Genomic DNA, 25,026 nt, shown 5'->3' with positions numbered 1-25,026 from the left:
TGTGATCACAAAATCACGCGCCGTCAATCAAAGCGATAGCGGTGCAGCTCCGCGCCATGCTGGCGCAGCCATCTGCGGTGCGTCTCATAGGCGGGCATCAGATTGCCTACCAACGTCCAGAAGGCGGGTGAGTGGTTCATCTGTTCCAGATGCGCGACCTCATGCGCGGCCACATACTCCAGTACTTCGGGCGGTGCCATGATAAGCCGCCAAGAATAGCTGAGGCCCGCACTGGACGAGCATGACCCCCAGCGCGAGCGCGTGTCGCGCAAGCTGAGCTTGCCATAAGGGCGGCCCAAGGCAGCGGCGTAGCGGTCAGATGCCGTGGCCAGGCGGTCGCGCGCCAGTGTTTTCAGCCACGCCTGAAGGCGCGCGGGCTGCCCGCCGGGGACCACCAGCGCACCGCCCGTGGGCGTCACGCGCTTGCCCGCGCCGGCCTGGATGCGCAGCATCTGGCCTTCGACGGGGATCTCGGCGCCGGGAATGGCCTGAACCTCGGGCGTGCGCCCGTCCAGATGCCCCTGTAGCCACGCCTGTTTCGAGCGGGCGAATTCCAGCGCCTCACGTTCGGGCAGGCCGCGTGGCAGCGTCAGTGTGACACGCCCATCCAGTGCCGACACGCGCAGGCTGATACGCCGCGCGCGCGCAGATCTTCGCAGGGTAACTGCGATAGGGGGGTTGCCGGGAAGGAGATGCTCGCCCATATGCCTTGAATGTCGCTGCGGGTGCCTGTCTTAAAGGCTTTGACACCTTTGCACCGTTATGGCAGGTGGCGCAGGCCGCATGCAAGGCACCATATTTGAAAGGGACGCAACATGCCCAAGGAAGAATGGGGCGTCAAACGCCTGTGCCCTACGACGGGCCAGCGCTTTTACGACCTGAACAAGAATCCGATCGTCAGCCCGTACACGGGCGAAGTCGTCGAGTTGAACACCGGCAAGAGCCGGTCGATCAAGGCCGACGCCGAAGATGCCGAGACGAAGAAGATGAAAGAGGCCAACACCGATAACGACAAGGTGTTGGACGATGATGACGCCGATGAGGTCGACGTTGATCTGGGCGATGACGTTCTTGAGGACGAAGATGACGACGATGTCTCGCTCGACGAGATCGCCGACGTCGCGTCGGATGACGACGATACCTGACACAGCATCGCCGGGCTGGTTTTTTCGCTTGATCCCGCCCGGCGCTTTGCCTAAGTCAGCATTCAGCGGCCCATAAGGTCGCATCGGGGCCTTAGCTCAGCTGGGAGAGCGCCTGCATGGCATGCAGGAGGTCAGGGGTTCGATCCCCCTAGGCTCCACCAATTCCCGACATTTTATGACTGGCTCGTGCACTGGGGCGTGACCGTGCGGCGATTGTCGCGCCATGATTCGGCGCAGTGACCGCCGCAGCGTGACATTGGCCTGCACATGCCGACCAAGCCTTGTCGATGGCCGCGTTCAAAGCTACCTGAACGCCCTATTCAGAAGGCTTGATTCACGATGACCAACTTCGCAAAGGCCGCGTTTGGGCGGATCACTGATACAAAACCTGGCGATGTGCGTGCCGAAGAGGCCGCTAACGGCCTTGTGCATGTGGTGTCCCTGATCCTGACCAAGACTGCCGATGCGCTGATTGACCCCAAGCTGGTGCTTTCTTGGTTGCTAACTGCTCTGGGTGCGCCGGGTGCGATGATCGGCGCGCTGGTGCCTGTGCGCGAGGCCGGGGCACTCTTGCCGCAACTCGCGCTGGCCCGGCGCGTCGAGGCCAGCCCGGAGCGCAAGCGATTCTGGGCAGTTGGAAGCGCGGTGCAGGGGCTTGCGGCGCTGGGCATCGCGGCCTCGGCGCTCTTGCTGAGCGGTGCATGGGCGGGCGGGGCGATCGTGGCCTGTCTGGCCGTGTTGGCCGTTGCGCGGTCGGCGGCTTCGGTCAGTTACAAGGACGCGCTGGCACGGACCATCACCAAGCGCCGCCGCGGTGCGATCACCGGCCTTGCCGCGTCGGTCGCCTCTGTGACGGTATTCGGCGTCGGCCTGTTGATGGCGGCGGGCCTGTTCGAAGTGGCGGTCTGGCCGCTTGCGGCGATCATCGCGGTCGCTGGGGGCGCATTCCTGCTGGCTTCGGTTCTCTTTTTGCGCCTGCACGAACCTTCCGGCGATACGGAGGGTGCGGATGACGACGGCTCCCTCTCGGCGCTCGTCGATCCAATTCTTACCGATGCTCAACTGCGGATTTTCGTGGCCTCGCGCGCGGCCCTTGCCGTGACCGCACTGGCGCCGCCCTTCATCGTGATGCTCACCGCTGCCTCGGGCCGTAGTGCGCTGAATGAGCTTGGTCCCCTTGTGATGGCCTCGACGGCGGCATCGGTTCTGGCCTCGTATGTCTGGGGCCGTTTGTCGGATCACTCCAGCAGGCAGACGTTGATGCTTGCGGGTGCGCTGGGGGCGGTGGTTTTCGCGGTTGTGGGCGGCCTTGGCATTGCGCTGGGTGGTCTTGGCGGTGCCTTTGGTGCGGCGGCTGCGATCTTTGCCGCGCAGATTGCCTATGAGGGCGTGCGCGCTGGTCGCAAGCTGCATCTGACGGACATGGCCGAGGACGCCTTCAGGGCGCGCTACACGGCTCTTTCCAACACGCTCATCGGCATTGCCCTGCTTGCGGGCGGCCTCTTTGGCCTCGCGGCTGAGCAGTTTGGCCCGGCCCCCGTGCTGTTGGTCTTTGCCGTGATCGCGGCGCTTGGCTCCGCGCTATCGATGGGCCTCGAGGAAGTGCAGCAGAAGGACTGAAGGCCCATGACCGCCGCTAGCAGATTGGCGTGGCGGCACAGCTAGGAGGCCGCAAAAGCGGCCGTGGTTGCGCCCACAAAGATATCCGCCTGCTCGCGGGTCAGGACAAGGGGCGGGCGGATCTTGAGAATATTCGCGCCGGGCCCCGTCGCACTGATGAGCACGCCGTTGCGTCGCAGGTGATTGACGACAAAGCCTGCGCGCGCTGCGTCTGGTGCATTCGTCTCGCTATCCGTCACGCATTCCACCGCCAGAAAGAGGCCTGCGCCGCGCACATCGCCAATATCGCTGCGCTGCGCGGCGAGGTCCTGTAGCCCTGCTTTCAGATGTGCACCGACGCGGGCGGCGTTTTCCTGCAAACCCTCGTTTTCGATCACATCCAGCACGGCCATGCCAGCGGCAGCAGCCACGGGATTGCCGCCGAACGTGTTGAAGTAGCGCGCCTTTTCGCCGAACTCGGCCACCAGATGCGGTTGCATTGCGGTGCCCGAGACGGGAAAGCCGTTGCCCATCGGCTTGCCCATCGTGACCATGTCGGGCACCAGCCCATGTCGCTGAAATCCCCAGAAGGCGTCGCCGGTCCGGCCGAATCCCGGCTGAACCTCGTCCGCGATAAAGAGGCCGCCCTCGGCGCGGATGAGATCCACGGCGGGTTTCAGGAAACCGGCCGGATCGGGGTAGAGGCCGTCACTGGAAAAAACCGTGTCGACGATAAATGCTGCAGGCTCGATCCCATCGGCGCGCATCTGGGCAATTGCGGTGGCCAGATCGGCGGCAAGGCGTGCGCCCTGATCTTCCCCCGGGACGGTCAGCGCATTTGGCGCATCTATCAGGCGCACGCGCGGGCCGCGCGTTACGAAATCGCCCAAGGACGGCGACAGTTCGGACACCGATTCGCTGAGGCCGTGATAGGCGAGGCGGGTAACGATCACCCCCTGTCGGCGCGTGTAGCTGCGCGCGATGCGCAGCGCCAGATCGTTGGCCTCTGACCCGGTGCAGGTGAACATCACATGTCCCAGCGCATCGGGCATGGTGGCCAAGAGACGCTCGGCATAGCTCACGACGCCTTCATGCAGATAACGGGTGTGCGTGTTGAGCACGCCAAGCTGTGCGGCGATGGCCTGAACGACATGCGGATGGCAGTGACCCAGCGACGCCACATTGTTGTAGGCGTCGAGATATTTCTTGCCAGCCTTGTCCCAGACCCATGCGGCTTCGCCGCGCACGAGGTGCAGCGGTTCTTCGTAGAAAAGGCGGTAGGCGGGGCCAAGCACGCGCGCGCGCCGCTCGATCAGGGCGCGATCCTCGGGATCCAACTGTCCGGCGGAGGCCGCATCAAAGGCGTTGACCATGCTCATGCGGATTGCCTTTCATGAGGCGCCGTTGCGGCGGCGTGAATCGCATCGCGCGCGGAGGGCAGGCCGATGCGGTCGATGGCATCGAGGCCGCGCAGGGATGCGGCCGTGTTGCGCAGGATATAGTCCGCATTTGCCGGATAGCGCCGCGCGCGCCACGCGGCGATTGTCAGCGTGGTCGCGTGGCGCAGGCGCATGAGGTCGGGCAAAAGGTTCAGCTCGGCGTCTTCCAGTGGCATCAGCGCGGTGTAGCCTTGGATCATCTGCGTGATGCGCTGCATGGGCTGGCTGCCCTCGCTGATCTGATACGAGCAGGCAATGGCCAGATCGCAGGCGAGGGGCGTATGCACCATGTCGCCGAAGTCGATGATGCCGGTTGCGCGTGTCGCCTCAGGGCCATCGACCAGCAGATTGTGCGGATTGAAGTCGTTATGCGCGACCTGCGCGCGCAGGGCGGGCAGGCGCGGTGCGATCTCGGCGTCGAAGTGGTCGATGGTCGCCGTCAACCGCTCGTGCAGGGTGTGATCCTCGACGGCATCTAGCATGGGCCGCAGGCGATGCGCCTGTTTGATGTCCCATTGCAGGACATGGCCCGCCGCCGGGTGAAAGAACCCGCGCAGGCCCATCGTCAATCGGGCGTGAAGCGTGCCTAGCGCCTTGTATAGACCCTGTGCTGGCGCGGCGCTGCTGAGGATCGTGCCGTCCAGATAGCTCATCAGTCGCACGACATGCGCATCGCCGCCGGGGCCGGTGATAATAGCCGAAGGCGCCCCGGTCAGGGTCTGGCAGATGCGCTGCACTGGAAGGGCCGGATCGACTCGGGCCAGATGCATCAGTGCGGCGGTCTGCATTTCGGTGACGCCTTGGTCCTCGACCGCATTCGTGACCTTGAGCAGCGCCTCCTCGCCGGTCTCCAGTCGGATGTGAAAATTGGCATCTCTTTCGGCACTAAGCGGCCTGATAGAGCCGCTTATGCCAAAAATATCCCGTGCCAATTCGGCGGCCTTGTCCAGCGTGATTTCCGGCGCATCATGCGCCAGAAGATCAGCCGGAGCAGGCGCAGACGCGCTGGCCGTGCTGAACGTGGGCAGGCCAACGGCAGACATCAGCGCTCGACCGCCTCGGTGCCGCACCATTCGGCGATGAAGAGCGCCATCGTCGTGGTGATCTTCTTGACCGACGACAGGCTTACGCATTCGTCAATGCCGTGGATGTTGCGCGATTTCGGCCCATAGCAGAGCGACGGGATCTGGTTATACAGCGCATAGACCCGGTTATCGAGATAGCCTGCGGTCATGAAGGATTTCATCGGCGCGCCGATGGCGGCCTCATGCGCGCGGCCCAGAACCGCCTCTGCCTCGCTGCCCTCGTCCAGCACGTAGCCCTCGGCATAAAAGCCGTTGAAGACCACCTGCGGCGGGTTGTTGGCAAGGAAGGCATCCGCCTCGGCATAGGCTTTGACGCGGTCAGTGATTTCCTTCGCGGCCTCTTCGGCGCTGACGCCAGGATAGATCCCGATGCGGCAGTCGACGTTGCACCATGACGGCACCGAAGACGCCCAGTCGCCGCCCTCGATCTTGCCGATGTTGAGGTTGATCGGGTGCGCCTCATTCTCGAAGTGGGGACGGCCCGCCTTGTCCTTGTTCCAGTCTTCCTCGATCTCGCGCAGGGCGGCGACGATGCGATAGGCGGCGTCGATCGCATTGGCGCCCTCGCCCATCTCGCGCACGTGCACCGGCACGCCGCGCACCTGCACCTGAAACCACAGCACGCCCAAGTTGGCGCGCACCAGCATTTCCTCTTCAGGCTCAGGGATAAAGGCGGCGTCTGCGGTATAGCCCTGAAGGAAGGTCTGAAGCGCGCCGTTGCCGGTGGATTCCTCTTCGACGACGGACTGTACATAGACCGTCGCCGCGGGCTGAAGGCCCAGACTGCGCAGAGCATCGAGGGCAAAGAGATTGGCGGCCGCGCCGGCCTTCATGTCGCCCGAACCGCGTCCATACATCCAGTCGCCATCGATCTTGCCGGAGAAGGGGGCGTCGGACCACATGTCATGCAGCCCCTCGGGCACCACGTCCAGATGCGATTGCAGGATCAGGGAGCGGCCCTTTTCCTCGCGCGGGCGGTGGATGCCGACGACGATGGGGGCGTCCGAATGATCATCGGAAAACTTGGAGCCGCCGGGATGCGCCTCGATCGCGGTGCGGTCCATGTCGAAACGGTCCATGACATAGCCGCGGCCCTGCAACTCGCGAAACAGCAGGTCCTGGATGCTATGCTCATGCCCGCGCACGGAGGGGTTTTGCACCAGCTTTTGGGTGAATGCGGTCTGGGCGTCAAAGCCGTCCTCGACTGCCTTGATGATGCGTTCGCGCAGATCTGCGTCCAGTGTCATGGTCAATTCCTTTTCGGGGTCAGAGCATTGCTTCGATGAGGTAGGGGCCGGGTTCTTTTGCTGCGTCCTCGATGGCGCGCATCAATTCGGCCACATCCTCGACCCGGCGGCCGGGCACGCCCATGCCCTTGGCAACGGCGACGAAGTCCAGATGCGGGCGGTCAAGGTTCAGCATGTTGAGCGCGTCCTCGCCGGGCTGGGCGCCGACGTTGTGTAGCTCATGCTTGAGGATCTCATAGCTTTGATTGGCGAGGATGATGGTCGTCACGTTCGACCCCTCGCGCGCCTGCGTCCAGAGGCCCTGGATCGTGTACATGGCCGATCCGTCGGCCTGAAGCGTGATCACTGGGCGCTCGGGGCAGGCGATGGCCGCGCCTGCCGACAGGGGGATGCCGATGCCGATCGAGCCGCCCGTCAGCGCCAGCCACGAATTGGGCCGCGCCATGTCCCCGGCCGGGAAGGTCGCACCGCCGGAGGATACCGCCTCGTCGATGATGATGGCATCTTCGGGCAGGGCGTTTGCGAGGGCGGCGGCGATATTGTCGAGCGTGATTGCGCCGGACGTGGGCCGCGGGGGCAGGGCAGGGCTGTGCCCCGTGCCTGGCTTTGCGCCGATACGGTCGGCCAGGGCCGCGACGGCGGCTTGCCCATCCCCATCAACGCCGGTCAGGGTGATCTGTGCGCAGTCCTCTTGCAACAGAAGGCTCGGCTTGCCCGGATAGGCGAAGAAGGCGACGGGAGGCAGCGTCTCGATCAGGATTGCGCGCTCGTAAGAGGCGAGGCAATCAATCGCCTCGTTGATCGGGTAGGGGATCTTGGGCAGGGGCACACGGCCCTGCCCCCGCTCGATCCGGCGCGATGAGGTGGGTGCGAGGACGGTCGCGCCCGTCTGTTCCGAAATGCCTTGCAGCAGCTTGAGCGTGGCGGTGTCTTCCAGCACGGAATTGCCGACGAGGATGGCGGTTTTAGCGCCCGGTGCCAGCATGTCGACCGCCTTGTCCAGCAGCCGCTCGTCCAGCGGCACGGGCCCCTCGGACGCGACTTCGGCGGCCATCTTGCCGCCTTCGTCCCAGCCGATGTCAGCGGGTGCGACCAGCGATGCGATGCGCCCCGGCTTGCCCTTGGCGACGCGCAGCGCCTCCATTGCGTCGGCGGCGAAACTGCCTGCGTTCTCGCCTGACTTCACCCAGTCGGAAAAGGGCGCGCAGGCGGCTTCGACGTCCGCTGAAAGGGGCGCGTCATACTGGCGGTGACGCAATGCGTGATCGCCGACGAGATTGACCATCGGCACGCGGGCCTTCTTGGCGTTGTGCAGGTTCGCCGCTGCGTTGGCAAAGCCGGGCGCGAGATGCAGCAGCGTCACAGCAGGCTTGCCCGCCATACGGGCATAACCATCGGCGGCGCCGGTCACGACCCCCTCGAAGAGGCCGAGCACGCAATGCATCAGCTTGGTCCGGTCCAGCGCATCGACGAATTGCATTTCGGAGGTGCCGGGATTGGCGAAACACACGTCGACGCCTGCCGCATGCAGGCTGCGCACGACGCTCTCGGCGCCGTTCATTTCCTTGGGTGCATCGCTCATGCTGTGGCCTCGCGGAAGGTGGTCAGGAACGCCTTGGCATTGTCGGCCAGCGATGGGCCAAGGTATCCGCCTTCCTGCACCAGCACCGTCGGCAGGTCCAGCGCGGCAAGGCGGCGGGCCATTTCGGCAAATCCCTTGGGATAGACCTGCACGGCGGCCAGCGGATCGTCGGCAGCCATGTCAAAGCCCAGCGAGACGACCAGCGCATCGGCGCCAAAATCGGTGATTGCGGCAATCCCCTTGTCGAGAGTGACCAGCACATCGTCCTCGGTTGCGCCCTGTTCCAGCAGAAGGTTCAGCGACTTGCCCGCCCCCTCGCCTTCGCCGGTTTCATCCGCGTGGCCCAGAAAAAAGGTGGGGTAGGTCGTCGGATCAGGGTGGAGCGAGCAGAAAAAGATATCGCCGCGCTCGTAAAGGATATCGAGCGATCCGTTGCCGGTGTGGACGTCCACATCAATCAGCGCGACCTTCTTGTATTTTGAAGTAAGATGATTGGCGACGACGCAGGCATTGTTGAAAAAGCAAAACCCGTTCGAGCCATCGCGCATTGCATGGTGCCCCGGCGGGCGGCAGAGAGCATAGGCGCTGCGCGCGCCCGACAGCACCTCTTCGGCGGCTTCGATGGCGGTCTGGGCCGACCAATAGATCGCCTCCCACGTACCTTCGGTCAGCGGGGTCGAGGTGTCGGTCATCCACCATCCAAGCTGGCCATGAATGTCCTTGGGCTCTTTGCCACGGCGGCGGCCGGGGTGCATGGTGGGGATCGCCAGCGCCTCGGACCCTGCACTTTCGACAAAGCGCGCATGGGCGGTGGGCAGGAAATCGACGTAATCGGGATCATGCACCGCCTTGATTGGATCCAGCCCATGATCGCGTGGCTTGGCGATTTCAAAACCTTCGGCTGCCAGCATGTCGCGCAGGATTTCGGCGCGCTGCGGTTGTTCCTGATGCGGCATCGCGGCGCCGCGTCGGAAATAGGTCTTGGGCGCGTGGCGCAGCTGACGTTCGTCAAAGAAGGCTTTCATCGGGGTGTCCTTGTCGGTGGGGGGCGGGCAGGTCCGAGGCCAGTAGTGGGCCGCCCGCGCCGTATCGTCAATATGGGTGGAACATGGCAAGTTTCGTTTGCCGGATCAATCCGTGTGATGCATGATGCATCAAAATCAGGGGCGCGGATGAAAGAACTCAGCAAGGAATCGCTTGGCAGGGCCATTTACGACAGGGTCAGTCAGGACCTCGTTTGCGGCAAGCTGCGCCCGGACCAGAAGATCACGATACGCGGCCTCGCCGAGGCCCTCGGGACCAGTTCGACTCCGGTGCGCGATGCGGTTCAGCGCCTTTTGCAGGACAACGCGCTGGAGCAGCGCACGCTGCGCGACGTGCGCGTGCCGGTGCCGACCTTGGCGCAATATCTTGAGATTGCGGCCCTGCGCACCGAGCTGGAGGGGATGGCCGCTGCGGAGGCCGCGCGCGTCGCCACGGATCAGGACATCGCCAATCTGCGCCGCATCATCGCCCGCAACGAAGACGCGATCGCCGCCGCCCGTTGGACCCGCGCCGCCGAGTTGAACCAGAAGTTCCATTTCGCGCTGGCCGAGGTGGCGCGCATGCCGATCCTGCTGGAGATCTTGACGCGGCTCTGGCTGCGCATGGGGCCACTGATCGCGGGCTACTACGAGAGTGCGCGGCAGGACATGGTGCAGCGTCATCATGGCGTCGTTGCCGCCTTCGAGGCGCGTGACCCCGAGGCGGCGCGGGCGCAGGTCCGCGCTGACATCTACGAAGGGCGTGAAGGAATTAGCGGCTACATCGCCTCATTTGCCACCTCTCGCGGTCCGAAATCCGGGTGAGCGGGCGGGCCGTCTGAATGATGGGCGAAAATATGATGGGTGGAAAACTGCCAGATTTTAGGTAGTCTGGATCCATAAAAAACGAAACGACAACAACAACGGGGAATAAAAACAATGCTTCGACCTTTCAAATTCGCTGCTGCCGCCGTGGCGCTGGCGCTGACCGGCTCCTTGGCTGGCCCTCTGGCCGCCCAGGATGGCGAGCCTCAGGCGGGCGGCACGCTGAACGTCGTCATTCAGCCTGAACCGCCGGGCCTGATGATCGGCCTGCTCCAGAATGGCCCGACCCAGATGGTGGCGGGCGATATCTATGAGAGCTTTCTGCGCTATGATTCCGACCTGAAGCCCGAGGGCCAACTGGCCGAATCATGGGACATTTCAGAGGACGGTCTGACCTACACGTTCAAACTGCGTGAGGGGGTCGTGTTCCATGACGGCGAGGAGTTCACGTCCGAGGACGCGAAGTTTTCGATCGACGTATTCCTGCGTGAGACGCATTCACGGATGCGGACCTATCTGACCCATGTCGAGAGCATCGAGACGCCCGACGATCACACGATCGTCTTCAACCTCAAGCAGCCATTCGGCCCTTTCATCGGCATCTTCGAGACCGGGACCGCGCCGATGATTCCCAAGCATATCTATGAGGGCACGGATTTCGCTTCCAACGAGGCGAACAACACCCCCATCGGCACCGGCCCCTTCAAGTTCGAAGAGTGGGTCAAGGGCAGCTACATCCATCTGGTCAAGAACGAAGACTACTACATGGAGGGCAAGCCCTATGTGGATGAGGTCTATTATCACGTGATCCCCGACGCGGCATCGCGGGCGGTGGCATATGAGACCGGCAAGGTCGATGTGTTGCCCGGTGGCTCGATCGAGAACTTCGAAGTGCCGCGTATTCGCGACATGGAGAATACATGCATCACCGACAAGGGTTGGGAGTATTTCGGGCCGCTGTCATGGATGTGGGTCAACCTGGACAACGAGCCTCTGGATGATCTGAACGTCCGCAAGGCGATCATGCACGCGATGGACCGCGATTTCGCCAAGACCGCGCTTTGGAACGATCTGGGTAAAGTCGCCACCGGTCCGGTTTCGTCCTCGACGCGCTTTTATTCGGGTGACACGCCGGACATCGGCTATGATCCCGAAAAGGCCAAGCAACTGCTGGAAGACTCGAGCTATGATGGCGAGACCATCCGCATCCTTGCCCTGCCGTATGGCGAGACGTGGACGCGCTGGGCCGAAGCGGTCAAGCAGAACCTGGCGGAAATCGGCATGGATGCCGAGTTGGTGCCCGCCGATGTCGCCGGCTGGAACCAGAAGGTTGCCGATCGGGACTTCGATCTGGCCTTCACCTACCTGTACCAGTATGGCGATCCTGCCCTGGGCGTCTCGCGCACGTATCTTGGCGACAACGCCGAGCCCGGCTCGCCCTGGAACAACGTCGCCAACTACCAGAACGCCGAGGTTGACGAGATGTGGAACGAGGCCGCTTTGATGGCCGATCCTGCAGATCGCGAGGAGGCCTACAAGAAGATCCAGGATCAGATCGTTTCGGATGTTGCGAACATCTGGCTGCTGGAGCTGGGCTTTCCAACGATCTACCGCTGCAACATCAAGAACCCCGTCAACACTGCCTTTGGCGTGAATGATGGCTTCCGTGATGTCTGGATTGCTGAAGAGTAAGGGCATCCGCCTATCGGTCCGGGGCGCTGATGCGTCCCGGATCCACTTAAAAACACTCCAGAAAACAGGGCAGAGCCAGTGACACGTTTCATCCTGGGCAGGCTGGTCAAGGCGGTGTTCATCCTGCTGGCCATCCTTGTCTTCAACTTCTTTCTGATCCACGCCGCGCCCGGCGATCCTGCCGCTGTCATGGCTGGCGAGGCGGGGGCCGCCGACGAGAAATTCCTCGCTGACTTGCGCGAGCGCTTTGGCCTTGATCAGCCGCTGTATGTTCAGCTGTGGATCTACATCAAGGGCGCCGTTCAGCTGGACCTTGGATATTCCTTTCGCCAGCAGATGCCGGTGGCCGAACTGATCGGTGACCGCCTGCCTGCGACCCTTTTGCTGACCGGCGTTGCATTCGTCCTGTCGCTGGTTTTGGGCGTCATTGCGGGCGTCGCCGCCTCGGCCCGTCAGGGCAGCTGGGGCGATACTGTGATCTCCACCCTCGCGCTGCTCTTTTACGCGACGCCTCTTTTCTGGGTGGCGCTGATGGCCGCGCTGGTGTTTTCCGTCTGGCTGGGCTGGCTCCCTGGCTTTGGCTATTCGACCATCGGCGCGGGCTATACGGGCATGGCGCATGTTCTGGACGTGGCCAAGCATCTGGTGCTGCCCGCCTCGACGCTGGGCCTCTTTTTCATGGCGATCTACATGCGCATGACCCGCGCTTCGATGCTTGAGGTCAGCCGCCTCGATTTCGTGAAAACCGCCCGTGCCAAGGGTCTCAAGCGCAGCGTGATCCAGCGGCGCCATATCCTGCGCAATGCCCTGCTGCCGGTCATCACATTGGCGGGCCTTCAGGCGGGGCAGGTCTTTGGCGGTGCGATCCTGACCGAGACGGTCTTTGCATGGCCGGGTATCGGCCGCCTGATGTTCGAGGCGATCAACCAGCGTGATTACAACGTGATCCTTGGGGTCTTCTACATCTCGGCGGCGATGGTGCTGCTGTTCAATCTCATCACCGATGTCGTTTACGTGATTATCGACCCGCGCATAAGGCTGACATCATGAAGGATTTCTGGAAACGCTTTTGCTATAACCGCGGCGCCGTCATTGGCCTCGTGATCCTGATACTCGTGGTGCTCGCGGCCATCCTCGCGCCCATCATCTTTCCGCAAAGCCCATGGAAGATGGTCCAGCGTCCGTTTCTGGCGCCCTTTGTGCAGGATGGTCTGCCACTGGGCACCGATGCGGTGGGGCGTGATGTGCTGAGCGGGCTTTTTCATGGCGCCTATGTCAGCCTTCTGGTCGGCCTTGTGTCGACCATCGTGGCACTTGCGATCGGCGTGCCCGTGGGCGCGCTTGCCGGTTATTTCGCGGGACGCACGGATGATGCGCTGATGCGCTTTACCGAGTTCTTTCAGACCATCCCCAGCTTCGCGCTTGCCATCGTGCTTCTGGCGATCTTCCAGCCCAGTCTGACCTTTGTCATCATCGCCATCGCGGTGGTCAGTTGGCCGCCCGTCGCGCGTCTGGTCCGCGGCGAAGTCCTGAGCCTCAGGACGCGCGAGTTCGTCGAGGCGGCGACCCTGTCGGGTCTGGGCAATACGCAGATCATCCTGCGCCATGTCCTGCCTAATGCGCTGCCGCCCATCATCGTGCTGGCCTCGCTGATGGTGGCGCAGGCGATCCTGCTGGAAAGCTCGCTGTCATTCCTTGGGCTTGGCGATCCCAACATCATGTCATGGGGTTACATGATCGGCGCGGCGCGCACCGTGATCCGCACCGCATGGTGGCTGTCCTTTTTGCCGGGCATGGCGATCCTGCTGACCGTGCTCGCGCTGAACCTGATCGGCGAGGGCCTGAACGATGCGCTCAACCCGCGCCTGACGAGGAAATCCGAATGAGCCTTTTGCAAATCCGTGACCTTGCCATCGCGTTGCCTGTCGGGGCCGACCGCATGTATGCGGCGCAAGAGATCAATTTCGACCTCGCCCCCGGCGAGATCCTCTGCATCGTAGGCGAGTCTGGCTCGGGGAAATCCATGTCGGCCAACGCCGTCATGGGCCTCTTGCCCCAAGGGGTCGAGCCTGCGGGCGGCACCATCACCTTTGACGGGCGCGAGATACTCGGACTGCCTGAGAAAGAGATGCTGAAGCTGCGCGGCAGCCGCATCTCGATGATCTTCCAGGAGCCTCTGAGCGCGCTCAATCCGCTGATGCGTGTCGGCGCGCAGATTGCCGAAGTGTTCGAGGCGCATGGCGCGCTGAGCGGCCCCGAGCGGCGGGCGCGCGCGCTCGAGCTCTTGGGCGAGGTCGGCATTCCTGACCCCGACTCCGCCATCCGCGCCTATCCCTTTCAGCTGTCGGGCGGTCAGCGCCAGCGCGTGATGATCGCGATGGCATTGGCGCTGGAGCCTGACATCCTGATCGCGGATGAGCCGACGACAGCACTCGATGTGACGACGCAGGCGCAGATCCTCAAGCTGATTGAGAATTTGCGCAAATCGCGTGGCATGGCGGTGATCTTCATCACCCATGATTTCGGTGTTGTGGCCGATATTGCCGACCGCGTGATCGTCATGCAGACCGGCAAGATCGTCGAGGCCGGCACTGCCGACGAGGTGCTGCTGAGGCCGCAGCACCCTTACACGCGCGCGCTGATTGACGCGATCCCGCGCCTGACCCAGCACGCCGAGGGCGCCGAGCAAACGCGCGATCCGATCCTGACAGTCGAGGGCTTGAACAAGACCTTCTCGACGGGATCCGGTATGTTGTTTGGCAAGCGGCGCGTGGTCAAGGCTGTGCAGGATGTCAATTTTCAGCTTTATGCAGGCGAGACGATCGGCATCGTGGGCGAAAGCGGCTCGGGCAAGTCGACGGTCGGGCGCTGCCTTGTGCGTCTGCTCGATCCTGACAGTGGCCGTGTCATGGTAGATGGTGCCGATATTGCCCATATGTCGGGCGCAGAGCTGCGCGACCAGCGGCGCAAGTTGCAGATGATCTTTCAGGATCCGTTTTCATCCCTTAATCCACGCGCCCGTGTCTCGCGCATCCTGACCGAAGGGTTGATCGCGTACGGCACGCCCAAGGCTGAGGCAATGGCCCGCGCCCGCGAACTCCTTGATCTTGTCGGTCTTGATGCCTCTGCCCTAAGGCGCTTCCCACATGAGTTTTCCGGCGGTCAGCGCCAGCGTATCGGTATCGCACGCGCGCTGGCGCTGGACCCTCGGATCATCATCGCGGACGAGGCCGTGTCGGCGCTGGACGTGTCGATCCAGGCGCAGGTGCTGGACCTTCTGGCCGATCTCAAGACGCGTCTGGATCTGTCGATGCTGTTCATCACGCATGACCTTCGCGTTGCGGCGCGCGTCTGCGATCGGATTATCGTCATGCAAAAGGGCCGCATCGTCGAGGCTGGTCCGGCGGGCAAGGTGCTGCACAACCCGGATAACGAGTACACTCAGTCCCTTTTGGATGCGATTCCGGGGAAGGACTACGAGCGCGCTCTGGAGGGCACCGCATAGCCCCTTGCGCTGCGACAGCGGCAGGCAGCCCATCCATTTGGTTTTTTTTGGAGGCGGCGCCGTATTATTCAGCCCGTATTGCAACGCACCGGGAGTGGCCCATGCCGGTCCTCAGCGAACCTTAGCGACTTGCCGCAAATCGGTTTCAAAAAAGGTGCTTGGGTCAGATACCTTGCGTCGCACCGCCATCTACAATGAAGTTGGCGCCGGTGATGTAACTGGCATCAGGTGAGCAAAGATAGCGCACCATGGACGCGACATCCTCGGGCTTCCCATATGCGTCAATATCCAGATTGTCGCGCATCTGGCGCGATGCGTCCTCACGGGACAGACCGTTTTGATCCGCATAGGTTTCGATACGCCGCGATAGCCGGTCGGTCTCGATATTTCCGGGACAAACGACGTTCACGCGTGGCGCGCCACTGCGTTTGGAAACTGCCTTGGAGAAATTTATCAACGCCGAGTTCACCGGACCGCCGATGCTGAATTGCGCGTCCGGCGTCTGCGCGCCGATGCCGGCGATGTTGACAATGCACCCACCGCTTTCTTCGAGATAGGTCCATGCCGCGCGACACATGCGCACTGTGGCGTGATACTTCAGCGCAAATCCTGACAGGTGCAGATCATCCTCAAGATCCAGAAAATCCCCACGTTGGGTGTCACCGGCGTTGTTGATCAGGATGTCGATGCGTCCAAAGGATTTAATGGCTTGGTCGATGACGGCACTGGGTGAGCCGGGAAGGCTGAGGTCAGTAGAAAGCACCAGACTACCTGCGGCGCCGCGCTTGTCCGCCTCTGCCGCCACCTCTGCCAGCGCCTTTGCGTCGCGCGCCGCAAGAACTAGGGCACACCCATCTTCCGCCAGAGCCAGCGCTATGGCGCGGCCCAAGCCCCTGCTTGCACCGGTTACGATGGCGATACGGCGCGGTTTTGCGGCCATGGTCTTATCCTTTTCGGATGCTTCCGGCGCATCGTGCTGGGGTATTTTGGGGTCCAGTTATCTGCGCGAAGCTTGGTTGGCGGCGGGTGTTGGTCAAGCTGCCACGTCTGTTGGTGCTTTGTAATTCGAGCCTTAGACAGAGGGTAAATTCACGAATCGCCCCGGTGCTGTTGTTCGGTCCTGCATCGCCGCACGATTGAACCCGGCGGATCCTGATGGCCCAGGGTAATGGCGGACATGAAACTCTACCGAGGGGTCGCACGGACGCTGTTCACCGGCTCCTGAGACGCGCGGGTGGCGAGGATCTTGCGATCGCGCCAGCGCTGCGCCTCGGGAATATTCTCGACCGGCACCAGTGCTTCCATCTTCGCGTGTATCTTCTCCACCAATTCCGCGCCCCAATCGTAGTCAGTGACAGCATCCGTGCCCATTTTCTTCATCATCGGCTCGAGTTGGTCGACAAACCCGGCAAATCCCTGCGCCGCGTTCAGGTGAGCCGTCATGAAGGGACCGATCGACGCCCACCTGAGCGCCAGACCACTCGTCATCACCTTGTCAACATCCTCGGCCGAGCAATAGCCCTCTCCGACCAGGTGCATCGCCTCGGCGAACATGACGTATTGCAATCGGTTGAGGATGAAGCCGTCGATCTCCTTGTTCACCATGATCGGGTCCTGCCCCAATGCGGTCATCACTTCCCTCGCGCGTGCGCGCGTATCGTCCGAGGTCAACCCGGTGCCGCACAGTTCCACGAGTGGAATATGGGACGGCGGATTGACTGGATGCGCGACCAACGCGCGCTCGGGATAGGGAATGTCGCTCAGAAAGAGCGATCCCGGCAATGCCGAGGTCGAGGAGGCGATGATTGCATCACGCGGCGCAGTCGCTGCAATTTCGACGATTACAGCCTTCTTGAGCGCGAGATCTTCACGGATGCTTTCCTGCACCCAATCGGCCCCCGACACCGCGGTGGCGATGTCGTCACAAACCGCGAAACGGCCCATGATGTCCTCTACCGGTTCGTCAAGGCCGAGGTCGGTCAGGGTCGCTTTCATTGCAGGCAAGGCTACATCCCTGACAAAGCTGGGATTGGCATCATGGAGCCGGACTGTATGCCCAGAGCGGGCGAAAACGATAGCCCAAGCGCGGCCCACTGTGCCGCATCCAATACAGACGAAAATCATTTCATATCCACATCAATCAGTTTCGCTTATTTTCCGGCCCATTTTCGTTCAAACTCCCACACTTCCGGGAAGCCGATCAACTCGTTGAACGTTCCAAAGTCGAAGAGGTCAACGTCAGGAGATTGCGACGTTCCCGTGGTTTTCAGTACCCGCAATGCCTGTTCTACGCCTGCGGCAGCGGCCAAGCCCGAGATCGCTGGAAAGATTGCCATGGCATAGCCGAAATCCTTGAGCGTCGCGGCGGGCAGGATGGGCGTTATGCCGCCGTCGGCCATGTTGGCCATCATCGGTGCGTCTATGCGCTCACAAGCGGTTCGCATCTCGTCCTCAGTCGTAAGTGCCTCGAGGAAAATGACGTCCGCACCGGCGTCGCGATAAATCAGTCCGCGCTCTACGGCCTTGTCGAAGCCCTCGACCGCAAGCGCATCCGTGCGTGCGATGATCAGCGTTTCCGCCTGGTTCTCGCGCGCGGCGCAAGCCACGCGGATCTTGTCGGCCATTTCGTGCGCCGGGATGACCCGTTTGTATGGGGTATGGCCGCATTTCTTTGGAAACTCTTGATCCTCTATCTGGATCGCGGTGGCACCGGCTTCTTCGTATCCCTTCACCGTATGATGCACGTTGAGAAGACCCCCGAATCCCGTGTCGGCATCTGCGATCACGGCCGCGTTTGACGTCCGGCACAGCGTTTGGAGACGCGACAACATCTCGGAGTAGGTGGTGATACCGGCATCCGGGATGCCCTGCACCGAGGCCGTTCCCCAGAAGCCGGACGAATAGACGAAGTCAAAGCCCACATGATTGGCGATCACAGCAGTGATCATGTCGTGAATACCGGGAGCGCACACGAAGTCTCCTGCGCTGAGTGCGGCCCTCAGGCTTGGCTTGGCCATGGCTTTCCTTTCAGTTTGATGCTGTCGCTTCTGCGGGCCAAAGCGCCGCATGGGCTTCCGTCTCGTCTTCGCAGGTTCCGGTAAAGATGCTCGCCGCGGCGAGGATGTGGCTGCGCATGACCGCTTCCGCCCATCGTTCGTCACCTTGGCGAATGGCTTCGACCAGGCTCTGATGCTCAGAAGAACTTCGCAGTAAATCCTTTTGGTCGAACTTGGTGAAAGAGCGCACCAGAAAGCCCAGATCCATCAGATTGAGCGCGATGCCCGCCATCCGCCGATTGCCGCCTATTCGCAGAATTTCGGCGTGAAAGGCACGGTTCTTCTCCGAAATTTGCGGAACGTCGCGCGTCGGCGCTTGCGACAACTGTTTCATCGTGTCGCACAAGGATTGCAGCAGCGCCACATCCTGAGCGGTCGCGTGGCGCGCCGCCAGACCGGCGGCCATGCTTTCCAGATGGGCGCGGATCTCGAACACCTCGCGCACATCACGCCGCGACCAGCCTTTGACCAAGGCACCTGCATGGGGCGAAAGCTCGACAAAGCCTTCGCTGGCAAGCCGCTGCAACGCCTCGCGCACCGGCGTGCGCGATACGCCGAACTGTTCGGCCAAGGCGCCTTCGGTCAGCCGGTCGCCGACCTTGTGAGCGCCGACGGAAATCTGATTGCGGGCCTGTTCATACACACGCACCGAAGCTGTCTTTTGACTTGTTGTCTTGGCTGTCGCCATCACACCTTACTCATATTGCATACAAAATAGAGCAAAATCGCTCTCGATTAAGATACTACTTGACTGATTGTATACGATCAATAAATTTTCTCCTGCGGGAGGAGGGCCGAACCATGTCGGTTCCCGCTTTTGAAAATTTTTCAATGGGAGAAAGACATGACGAAGGAACCAAGCCGCCGCGCGAGCTTCAAGAGCATCGTCGGCGCAATGACACTGGGCGCTGCATTAATCGGTCTGGCTGTTCCGGCCGCTGCGCAGGACAGCTATGAGCCCGGCAAACTCAGCATCATTGTTCCGTTCAACCCGGGTGGATCTGCCGATCGCATGGCCCGCGCCATTTCGTCCTACCTGCCCGAAGAACTTGGCGTACCGGTGACCGTGGTAAACCGTGCAGGCGGGTCGGGCGCGCTTGGCCACACCTGGTTTCAGCAACAACCGGACGATGGGTCTGTCGCGCTGGTCTCGCCAGTCAACCCCTACCTGATTTCCAACATCCTTCGGGATCAGGGCGCGTTGGACTGGGAGGACTTCAGTTTTATCAACGGGCAATGGCAGGACTACTATGTCTTTCTGGTGAACAAGGATCAGCCTTTCCAGACCGGCGAAGAACTCGTCCAGTTCATCATCGACAATCCGGGCGAGGCCAGCTCGGCCATCATCAACGGCGACGGCGGCCATCTTGCCACCCTGATCATGCTGGAGCGTCTGGGCCTGTCCAGCGACGCGGTCACCTTCGTCAGCTATGACGGCGGCGCGCCGATGCGCACAGCTCTGGCCGGAAATCAGGTGACGTTCTCGGTCATCTCGGGTCTGGGGTCTTCTGTCATCGCCGACGACGTGCGCGCGCTTGCTGTCATCAAGGAAGAGCCGGACGACATCTGGGCCGCGCCCAACATCAACGAGGTCCTGGCGGAATTCGATGTCGAAATACCGATACTCGCCGCAGATCTGCGGACCCTTACCGTGCAGACCTCCTTCAAGGAAAACCACCCAGAGACTTATCAGCAACTGGTCGACGCCTACAAGCGCATGCTGGAGCGCGACGACTTCAAGCAATTTATTGCAGAGGGTCAGATCGGTGGCGAATGGATGGGCCCCGAGGCGACGACAGAGAGCTTGAACGAAAGCTACAAGATCTTTTCGCAGTACGTCGACAAACTCGAGTGATCAACGTCAAGCCCGGTCGTCGCGCTCTCCATGCGCGGCGACCGGCATCGGGGGGGGTGACATGGACAAGCTGAAACGACATCTGACAGGCGGTGCCGGGCATCTGCTTTTGCTTGCCGGGTTCGCTGCATACGCGATCTGGTATGCACGCGACGCTTTTGCCGCGCAATCCAAGATCCAGAACATGCTGTTGATAGCGCCTGCGAGTGCGATCGTCCTCGTATTCGTTGTACTGATCGCCTTTTCGGTGATCCGAAGCATGATGCGCGGCACTGACGTTGCCGTCCCGGACGATGAGCCAAGGGACACTTTTCAGCAACGCTATGGAACGTTCGGCGCGTCCGTCGGCATGGCGGTATACGTTATCGCAATGCCATTCATTGGCTTTGACGTGGCAACGGTCGTGTTCATTGCGGCCAGCATGGTGATGCAGGGCGCGCGCAACTGGATCGCCGTTCTCGTATTCTCGCTGATCTTTGGATTGCTGCCGGTCTGGGCGCTGGAACACGTGCTTTCCATCCCAGTCCCGACCTTGTTCCTGTGAGCTCCCATGTTTGACCTGAACGCCGTCAGCGACGCCATTTCGCTTCTTGTCAGCACGCCCTCCGCCTGGTTCGTCGTGCCGATTGGTCTGATCATCGGGCTCGTCTTTGGCGTCTTGCCGGGACTGTCCGTGCCTATTGCGATGGCGGTCTTTCTGCCCTTTACGCTCTACATGGATTTCCTGTCGGCGATCCTGTTCTTGACCGCAATTTTCACCGGGGGCGGCTTTGGTGGCTCGGTGCCGGCGATCCTGATGAACGTGCCCGGAACGACGGCGGCAATCGCCACCTGTTTCGATGGATACCCCATGGCGCGGCAGGGCCGACATAACGAAGCGCTTGGCCTTGCCCTTGCCGCCTCCACGGTTGGGACAGTGATAGGCTACACGCTTCTCTTCATATTGCTGGAGCCCATTTCGCGCTTCGTGCTGCAACTTGGGGCACCGGAGCTATTCTTGATTGCTGTCGCGGGCTTGCTTCTCATCGCCGCGCTGTCAGGAAAATACTTCTGGCGGGGTATCCTTGCCGGCGCTGTCGGCTTGATGCTCGGCACGATGGGCATGAGTTCGTCGGGTGTAATGCGCGGAACAATGGGCTCGATGTATATGCTTGATGGCATTTCCACGACCGCCGCCATCATCGGCCTTTTCGCAGCGTCCGAGTTGTTTGGCCTCGCTCGCAAGGATTACATCGTCGCAGACGCCTCGGCCAGGCAGGTAAAGCTATCGCTGATAGCCAAAGGATTTTTCGGAGCATTCAAAAGGTGGGGGATGATTTTCCGTGGCGGTCTCATCGGGGCTTTTGTCGGGACAGTTCCTGGCGTGGGTTCGACCGTGGCGAACCTCGTGTCCTACTCCTTCGCGCGCAGTGTATCCAAGGATCCAGATAGCTTTGGTACTGGCAACCCCGACGGCGTGATTGCGGCGGAATCCGCAAACTCCTCGTCGGAAGGCGGCTCAATGGTCGCGCTGCTCGCGTTGGGCATTCCCGGCGGCGCGGGCACGGCTATCATGCTTGGGGCATTTGCCATGCACAATGTGACCGGCGGGCCGCGGTTCATTTCGGACAACAAAGACATCGTCTATGCCATCATCGGCGGGAACCTGATCCAGGCGCTGATGCTGGCGGCGGTCGGCATTCTGTTCCTGCGTGTCGCAGTGACCATCGTAAAGGTGCCTTTGCGCTACCTGCTTCCGGCAATCACCATTCTGACCGTTCTGGGATCCTACGCACTTTCGGGGACCATGGTCGGCCCAATCACACTGACTGCGGCCGCTATCCTCGGGCTGATCATGAAGCATTACAACTATCCGGCTGTGGCCATGGTCATCGGCATCCTGCTTGGCAGCATGATGGAGGGAAACCTGCTGCGCACATGGCAGCTGTCACGTGGCGATCTGGGCATTTTCATTGAGCGCCCGATTTCGCTCACGCTTCTGGTTCTCCTCGTTCTTGCGGTCCTGACGCCGCTTGCGATGCGGCGCCTGAACGCACGCCTGGTGAAGCAGATCGAGAAAAAATGAACATGAACGGAGAGGTCTGATGGGCACCACACTTTTCGAGAAGATCTGGACCGCGAACAGCGTGATGGAGCGCCCCGATGGCGCAACACTTCTGTTCGTGGACCGCCACATTGTCCATGACGCCACCTCGCAAGGCTTTGACAAGATGGAGGAGGAAGGTCATGCCTTGCGCCGCCCTGACCTGACTTTTGGCCTTGCCGATCACTATGTCGCAACCGGCAATTCCGCAGCGCAGCGCAAACCGAGATTCGATCAGATGGTGGACCGGCTGGCTGCCGAGTCGAGGCGTTGGGGCTTTGACAGTTTCGGCCCGGGCGCGCGCAAACAAGGCATCGTGCACGTCGCGGGGCCAGAGCTTGGCATCACTTTGCCGGGGTGCGTTTTGGTCTGCGGTGATAGCCATACCGCCACCCACGGCGCCCTCGGCGCTTTGGCATTTGGTATTGGTGCATCCGAAATCGCCCACGTTCTGGCAACGCAAACAATCTGGCAGCGCAAACCCAAGCAGATGCGGGTCACAATCGACGGCACATTGGGCCCGAACGTGACGGCCAAGGACCTGATACTCGCACTCATCGGCAAGATCGGTGCCGGTGGCGGCACCGGCCATGTGATCGAATATGCCGGATCCGCCATTCGCGGACTGTCGATGGAGGGTCGCCTGACGGTGTGCAACATGACCATCGAAGCGGGCGCGCGCACAGGCATGATCGCCCCGGACGAGACCACATTCTCCTACATCGAGGGTCGCGACTACGCCCCCAAGGGCGCGGCATGGAACCAAGCCGTCGCGCATTGGCGCACATTGGTCAGCGATGATGATGCCGTTTTCGACCAAGAGGTCTCGATGCATTCCGACGAGGTCGCGCCGATGGTCACGTGGGGCACCTCCCCTATGGACGTGTTGCCAATCACTGGCACAGTTCCCGACCCGTCCATCGCGGACACCGATGACGAACGGAAACGGATTTCCCACGCCCTCGAATACATGGGACTGACTGCGGGAATGCAGCTGACAGACATTTCGATCGACCGCGCATTCATCGGCTCCTGCACGAACGGCCGCATCGAGGATCTGCGTGCCGCCGCCGCCATCGCAAAGGGTCGCAAGGCGCAGGTGCCGGCCTTTGTCACGCCCGGCTCCGGCCAGGTGAAGGCTCAAGCCGAGGCAGAAGGGATCGACCGCATCTTTACCGAGGCTGGTTTCGAGTGGACCGATCCGGGTTGCTCCATGTGTGTCGCCATGAACGGCGACCTGGTGCCACCGGGCGAGCGCTGCGCCTCGTCTTCGAACCGCAACTTCGAAGGCCGGCAGGGCCGCGGCAGCCGGACACATCTGGTCAGCCCTTCCATGGCCGCCGCGGCGGCCGTCATCGGCCATCTCGCTGATGTCCGCAAGCTCTGAGGAGGCCTCATGCAACCTTTCAAGTCCCACCGAGGCGTCGCGGCGCCGCTGCCGAAGTCCAATATCAACACTGACCTGATCGTGCCGGCCCGCTACCTCTTTCGCGCGCGCAAGGATGGCTTTGCCGATGCGCTGTTCTCCGATCTGCGCTATGAGTCTGACGGCACGGCAGCCCCGGATTTTGTCCTGAATCAGTCGCCTTTCGATACCGCCTCGATCCTAGTTGCTGGCGACAACTTCGGCTGCGGGTCGTCGCGGGAACATGCCGTCTGGGCGCTGGCCGACTATGGCTTCCGGGTGGTGATCGCGCCCAGTTTTGCCGATATCTTTCATGGAAATTCGCTTCAGAATGGGCTGCTGGTGATCCCGACACCGCAGGCGACGGTAGACCAGCTCTGCACCACGCTGAGCGGCAATCCGGGTACTGAAATCTCCGTGGATCTGGACGCGCAAACGGTGGTTTGCGGCAATCTCTCCTATACGTTCGAGATAGATCCATATCGCAAGGAATGCCTGCTCAATGGATTGTCGGAGACATCCGATACATTGCGCAGCCTGTCCAAGATCGAAACCTTTGAAAGTCAGCATAGGCAGTCACGCCCCTGGCTGGCCGGACCCCATCAACTATAAGGAAAAAAGATGACCAAGACGCTCAAACAGATGCTGACGGATGGCGAATTCGTCCTCGCCCCAGGTGTTTATGATCTGATCTCGGCGCTCATGGCCGATTGGATGGGATTTCAGGCGTTATACATGACCGGATACGGCACGGTCGCAAGCTATCTTGGACTGCCGGATGCAGGGATCGCCACGTACCGTGATATGGTCGAGCGGGCAGGCCGCATCGCGATGATGACCAAGACGCCGCTGATTGCAGACGCTGATACCGGGTATGGAGGGCTGCTCAATGTGGCCCACACGGTGAAAGGCTACGAGCAGGCAGGGGTTGCCGCCATCCAGCTGGAGGATCAGCAGTTCCCCAAGAAATGTGGCCACACTCCGAACCGCAAGGTCGTGCCGCTCGACGAGATGTTGCGCAAGATCGAGGTCGCTTGCGACAGCCGCAGTTCAGATGACTTCTTGGTCATCGCACGTACTGACGCCCGCACTGCGCTGGGATTGGATGAGGCGATCCGCCGGGGCAAAGCGTTCAAGGAGGCCGGAGCTGATGTCGTTTTCGTCGAAAGCGTTGAATCGGAAGATGAGATGCGCCGGGTCAATGCCGAGATTGACGCTCCGACGCTGGCCAACATGGTGGAGGGTGGCAAGACCCCGATCCTGTCCAAGGCCGGTCTGGAGGAAATGGGCTACAACATCGCCATCTTTCCGGGGGCAGGTTTTCTAGCGGCTGGCGCGGCACTGGAAAACGTCTACGCAGACCTGCTAGAGAATGGCAGAACGACCGAGCGTTCGCCGCTTTACTCCTTTGAGGAGTTCAACAAACTGATCGGATTTCCAGATGTTTGGGAATTCGACAAAAAATATGCGGAGGATTGAAAACCGT

The 25,026-nt window shown here is 61.6% G+C and carries 23 protein-coding genes and 1 tRNA gene; 14 read left to right on the top strand and 10 right to left on the bottom strand.

What is annotated here, in order from left to right; all coding sequences use genetic code 11:
* Positions 1 to 23: 23 nt before the first annotated feature.
* Complete coding sequence (locus V8352_RS06785) at positions 24 to 704, bottom strand: M48 family metallopeptidase (protein WP_336423515.1); 681 nt, start codon at positions 702 to 704, stop codon at positions 24 to 26.
* Positions 705 to 815: 111 nt separating this feature from the next.
* Here V8352_RS06785 and V8352_RS06780 point away from each other — a divergent pair, with 111 nt between their 5' ends.
* From V8352_RS06780 to V8352_RS06770, 3 genes are all read left to right on the top strand, one after another.
* Entirely contained in the window at positions 816 to 1,145 is a 330-nt protein-coding gene (locus V8352_RS06780) for a TIGR02300 family protein (RefSeq protein WP_336423514.1), read from the top strand.
* Positions 1,146 to 1,230: 85 nt separating this feature from the next.
* Positions 1,231 to 1,306, top strand: a tRNA-Ala gene (locus tag V8352_RS06775).
* Between the two features lie 178 nt (positions 1,307 to 1,484).
* Positions 1,485 to 2,765, top strand: a complete 1,281-nt coding sequence (locus tag V8352_RS06770; RefSeq protein WP_336423513.1) for an MFS transporter — start codon at positions 1,485 to 1,487, stop codon at positions 2,763 to 2,765.
* Positions 2,766 to 2,806: 41 nt separating this feature from the next.
* On the opposite strand, the gene V8352_RS06765 is transcribed toward V8352_RS06770, so the two are convergent.
* Genes V8352_RS06765 through V8352_RS06745 form a run of 5 tightly spaced genes read right to left on the bottom strand, consistent with a single transcriptional unit; the run spans position 2,807 to position 9,122 of the window.
* A complete protein-coding gene (locus V8352_RS06765) occupies positions 2,807 to 4,123 on the bottom strand; it encodes an aspartate aminotransferase family protein (RefSeq protein ID WP_336423512.1) in 1,317 nt (438 codons plus the stop codon).
* Complete coding sequence (locus tag V8352_RS06760; protein WP_336423511.1) at positions 4,120 to 5,226, bottom strand: phosphotransferase; 1,107 nt, start codon at positions 5,224 to 5,226, stop codon at positions 4,120 to 4,122. The genes V8352_RS06765 and V8352_RS06760 overlap by 4 nt, the downstream gene beginning before the upstream one ends.
* Positions 5,226 to 6,515 (bottom strand): ArgE/DapE family deacylase, encoded by a 1,290-nt coding sequence (locus V8352_RS06755; protein ID WP_336423510.1) that lies wholly within the window; start codon positions 6,513 to 6,515, stop codon positions 5,226 to 5,228. The genes V8352_RS06760 and V8352_RS06755 overlap by 1 nt, the downstream gene beginning before the upstream one ends.
* Before the next feature lie 19 nt (positions 6,516 to 6,534).
* Positions 6,535 to 8,097 carry an acetolactate synthase large subunit gene (locus V8352_RS06750; protein WP_336423509.1) on the bottom strand — a complete coding sequence of 521 codons (1,563 nt, stop codon included), beginning with the start codon at positions 8,095 to 8,097 and terminating at the stop codon, positions 6,535 to 6,537.
* Positions 8,094 to 9,122 (bottom strand): histone deacetylase family protein, encoded by a 1,029-nt coding sequence (locus V8352_RS06745; RefSeq protein WP_336423508.1) that lies wholly within the window; start codon positions 9,120 to 9,122, stop codon positions 8,094 to 8,096. The genes V8352_RS06750 and V8352_RS06745 overlap by 4 nt, the downstream gene beginning before the upstream one ends.
* A 147-nt stretch (positions 9,123 to 9,269) precedes the next feature.
* Here V8352_RS06745 and V8352_RS06740 point away from each other — a divergent pair, with 147 nt between their 5' ends.
* The 5 genes from V8352_RS06740 to V8352_RS06720 all read left to right on the top strand — a co-directional run bounded on the left by V8352_RS06740 (position 9,270) and on the right by V8352_RS06720 (position 15,141).
* Positions 9,270 to 9,944: a GntR family transcriptional regulator gene (locus V8352_RS06740; RefSeq protein WP_336423507.1), complete on the top strand. Its 675-nt coding sequence runs from the start codon at positions 9,270 to 9,272 to the stop codon at positions 9,942 to 9,944.
* A gap of 114 nt (positions 9,945 to 10,058) precedes the next feature.
* Entirely contained in the window at positions 10,059 to 11,636 is a 1,578-nt protein-coding gene (locus V8352_RS06735; RefSeq protein ID WP_336423506.1) for an ABC transporter substrate-binding protein, read from the top strand.
* A 78-nt stretch (positions 11,637 to 11,714) separates the two neighbouring features.
* Complete coding sequence (locus tag V8352_RS06730; RefSeq protein WP_336423505.1) at positions 11,715 to 12,686, top strand: ABC transporter permease; 972 nt, start codon at positions 11,715 to 11,717, stop codon at positions 12,684 to 12,686.
* Positions 12,683 to 13,522: an ABC transporter permease gene (locus tag V8352_RS06725; protein ID WP_336423504.1), complete on the top strand. Its 840-nt coding sequence runs from the start codon at positions 12,683 to 12,685 to the stop codon at positions 13,520 to 13,522. Before V8352_RS06730 ends, V8352_RS06725 begins: the two co-directional genes overlap by 4 nt.
* Positions 13,519 to 15,141 (top strand): ABC transporter ATP-binding protein, encoded by a 1,623-nt coding sequence (locus V8352_RS06720; RefSeq protein ID WP_336423503.1) that lies wholly within the window; start codon positions 13,519 to 13,521, stop codon positions 15,139 to 15,141. Before V8352_RS06725 ends, V8352_RS06720 begins: the two co-directional genes overlap by 4 nt.
* Positions 15,142 to 15,304: 163 nt before the next feature.
* Here the strand turns inward: V8352_RS06720 and V8352_RS06715 are convergent, their stop codons facing one another.
* The 4 genes from V8352_RS06715 to V8352_RS06700 all read right to left on the bottom strand — a co-directional run bounded on the left by V8352_RS06715 (position 15,305) and on the right by V8352_RS06700 (position 18,846).
* Entirely contained in the window at positions 15,305 to 16,081 is a 777-nt protein-coding gene (locus V8352_RS06715) for an SDR family oxidoreductase (protein WP_336423502.1), read from the bottom strand.
* A 245-nt stretch (positions 16,082 to 16,326) separates the two neighbouring features.
* Positions 16,327 to 17,265, bottom strand: coding sequence for a 3-hydroxyacyl-CoA dehydrogenase NAD-binding domain-containing protein (locus V8352_RS06710; RefSeq protein WP_336423501.1), 939 nt, complete (start codon positions 17,263 to 17,265; stop codon positions 16,327 to 16,329).
* A 26-nt stretch (positions 17,266 to 17,291) separates the two neighbouring features.
* The gene (locus tag V8352_RS06705) at positions 17,292 to 18,209 is read right to left on the bottom strand and encodes an isocitrate lyase/PEP mutase family protein (protein WP_336423500.1); all 918 of its coding nucleotides are present in this window, start codon (positions 18,207 to 18,209) and stop codon (positions 17,292 to 17,294) included.
* Positions 18,169 to 18,846, bottom strand: coding sequence for a GntR family transcriptional regulator (locus V8352_RS06700; protein ID WP_336423499.1), 678 nt, complete (start codon positions 18,844 to 18,846; stop codon positions 18,169 to 18,171). Before V8352_RS06700 ends, V8352_RS06705 begins: the two co-directional genes overlap by 41 nt.
* A 195-nt stretch (positions 18,847 to 19,041) precedes the next feature.
* On the opposite strand from V8352_RS06700, the gene V8352_RS06695 reads away from it, so the two are divergent.
* The 6 genes from V8352_RS06695 (at position 19,042) to V8352_RS06670 (ending at position 25,019) form a co-directional block, all read left to right on the top strand.
* Positions 19,042 to 20,052 (top strand): Bug family tripartite tricarboxylate transporter substrate binding protein, encoded by a 1,011-nt coding sequence (locus V8352_RS06695; RefSeq protein ID WP_336423498.1) that lies wholly within the window; start codon positions 19,042 to 19,044, stop codon positions 20,050 to 20,052.
* A 61-nt stretch (positions 20,053 to 20,113) separates the two neighbouring features.
* Entirely contained in the window at positions 20,114 to 20,596 is a 483-nt protein-coding gene (locus V8352_RS06690) for a tripartite tricarboxylate transporter TctB family protein (RefSeq protein WP_336423497.1), read from the top strand.
* Between the two features lie 6 nt (positions 20,597 to 20,602).
* A complete protein-coding gene (locus tag V8352_RS06685) occupies positions 20,603 to 22,117 on the top strand; it encodes a tripartite tricarboxylate transporter permease (RefSeq protein ID WP_336423496.1) in 1,515 nt (504 codons plus the stop codon).
* A 16-nt stretch (positions 22,118 to 22,133) separates the two neighbouring features.
* Positions 22,134 to 23,522: a 3-isopropylmalate dehydratase large subunit gene (gene leuC, locus V8352_RS06680; protein WP_442970976.1), complete on the top strand. Its 1,389-nt coding sequence runs from the start codon at positions 22,134 to 22,136 to the stop codon at positions 23,520 to 23,522.
* A 9-nt stretch (positions 23,523 to 23,531) separates the two neighbouring features.
* Positions 23,532 to 24,152 (top strand): 3-isopropylmalate dehydratase small subunit, encoded by a 621-nt coding sequence (gene leuD / locus V8352_RS06675; RefSeq protein WP_336423494.1) that lies wholly within the window; start codon positions 23,532 to 23,534, stop codon positions 24,150 to 24,152.
* 9 nt (positions 24,153 to 24,161) lie between these two features.
* Complete coding sequence (locus V8352_RS06670) at positions 24,162 to 25,019, top strand: isocitrate lyase/PEP mutase family protein (RefSeq protein WP_336423493.1); 858 nt, start codon at positions 24,162 to 24,164, stop codon at positions 25,017 to 25,019.
* Positions 25,020 to 25,026 lie beyond the last annotated feature (7 nt).

It is taken from the genome of Roseovarius sp. D0-M9 (genome assembly GCF_037083805.1).
Taxonomy (GTDB): domain Bacteria; phylum Pseudomonadota; class Alphaproteobacteria; order Rhodobacterales; family Rhodobacteraceae; genus Roseovarius.
The sequence above is the reverse complement of the archived record's forward strand: the minus strand, read 5'-3'. Positions and strand labels throughout refer to the sequence as shown.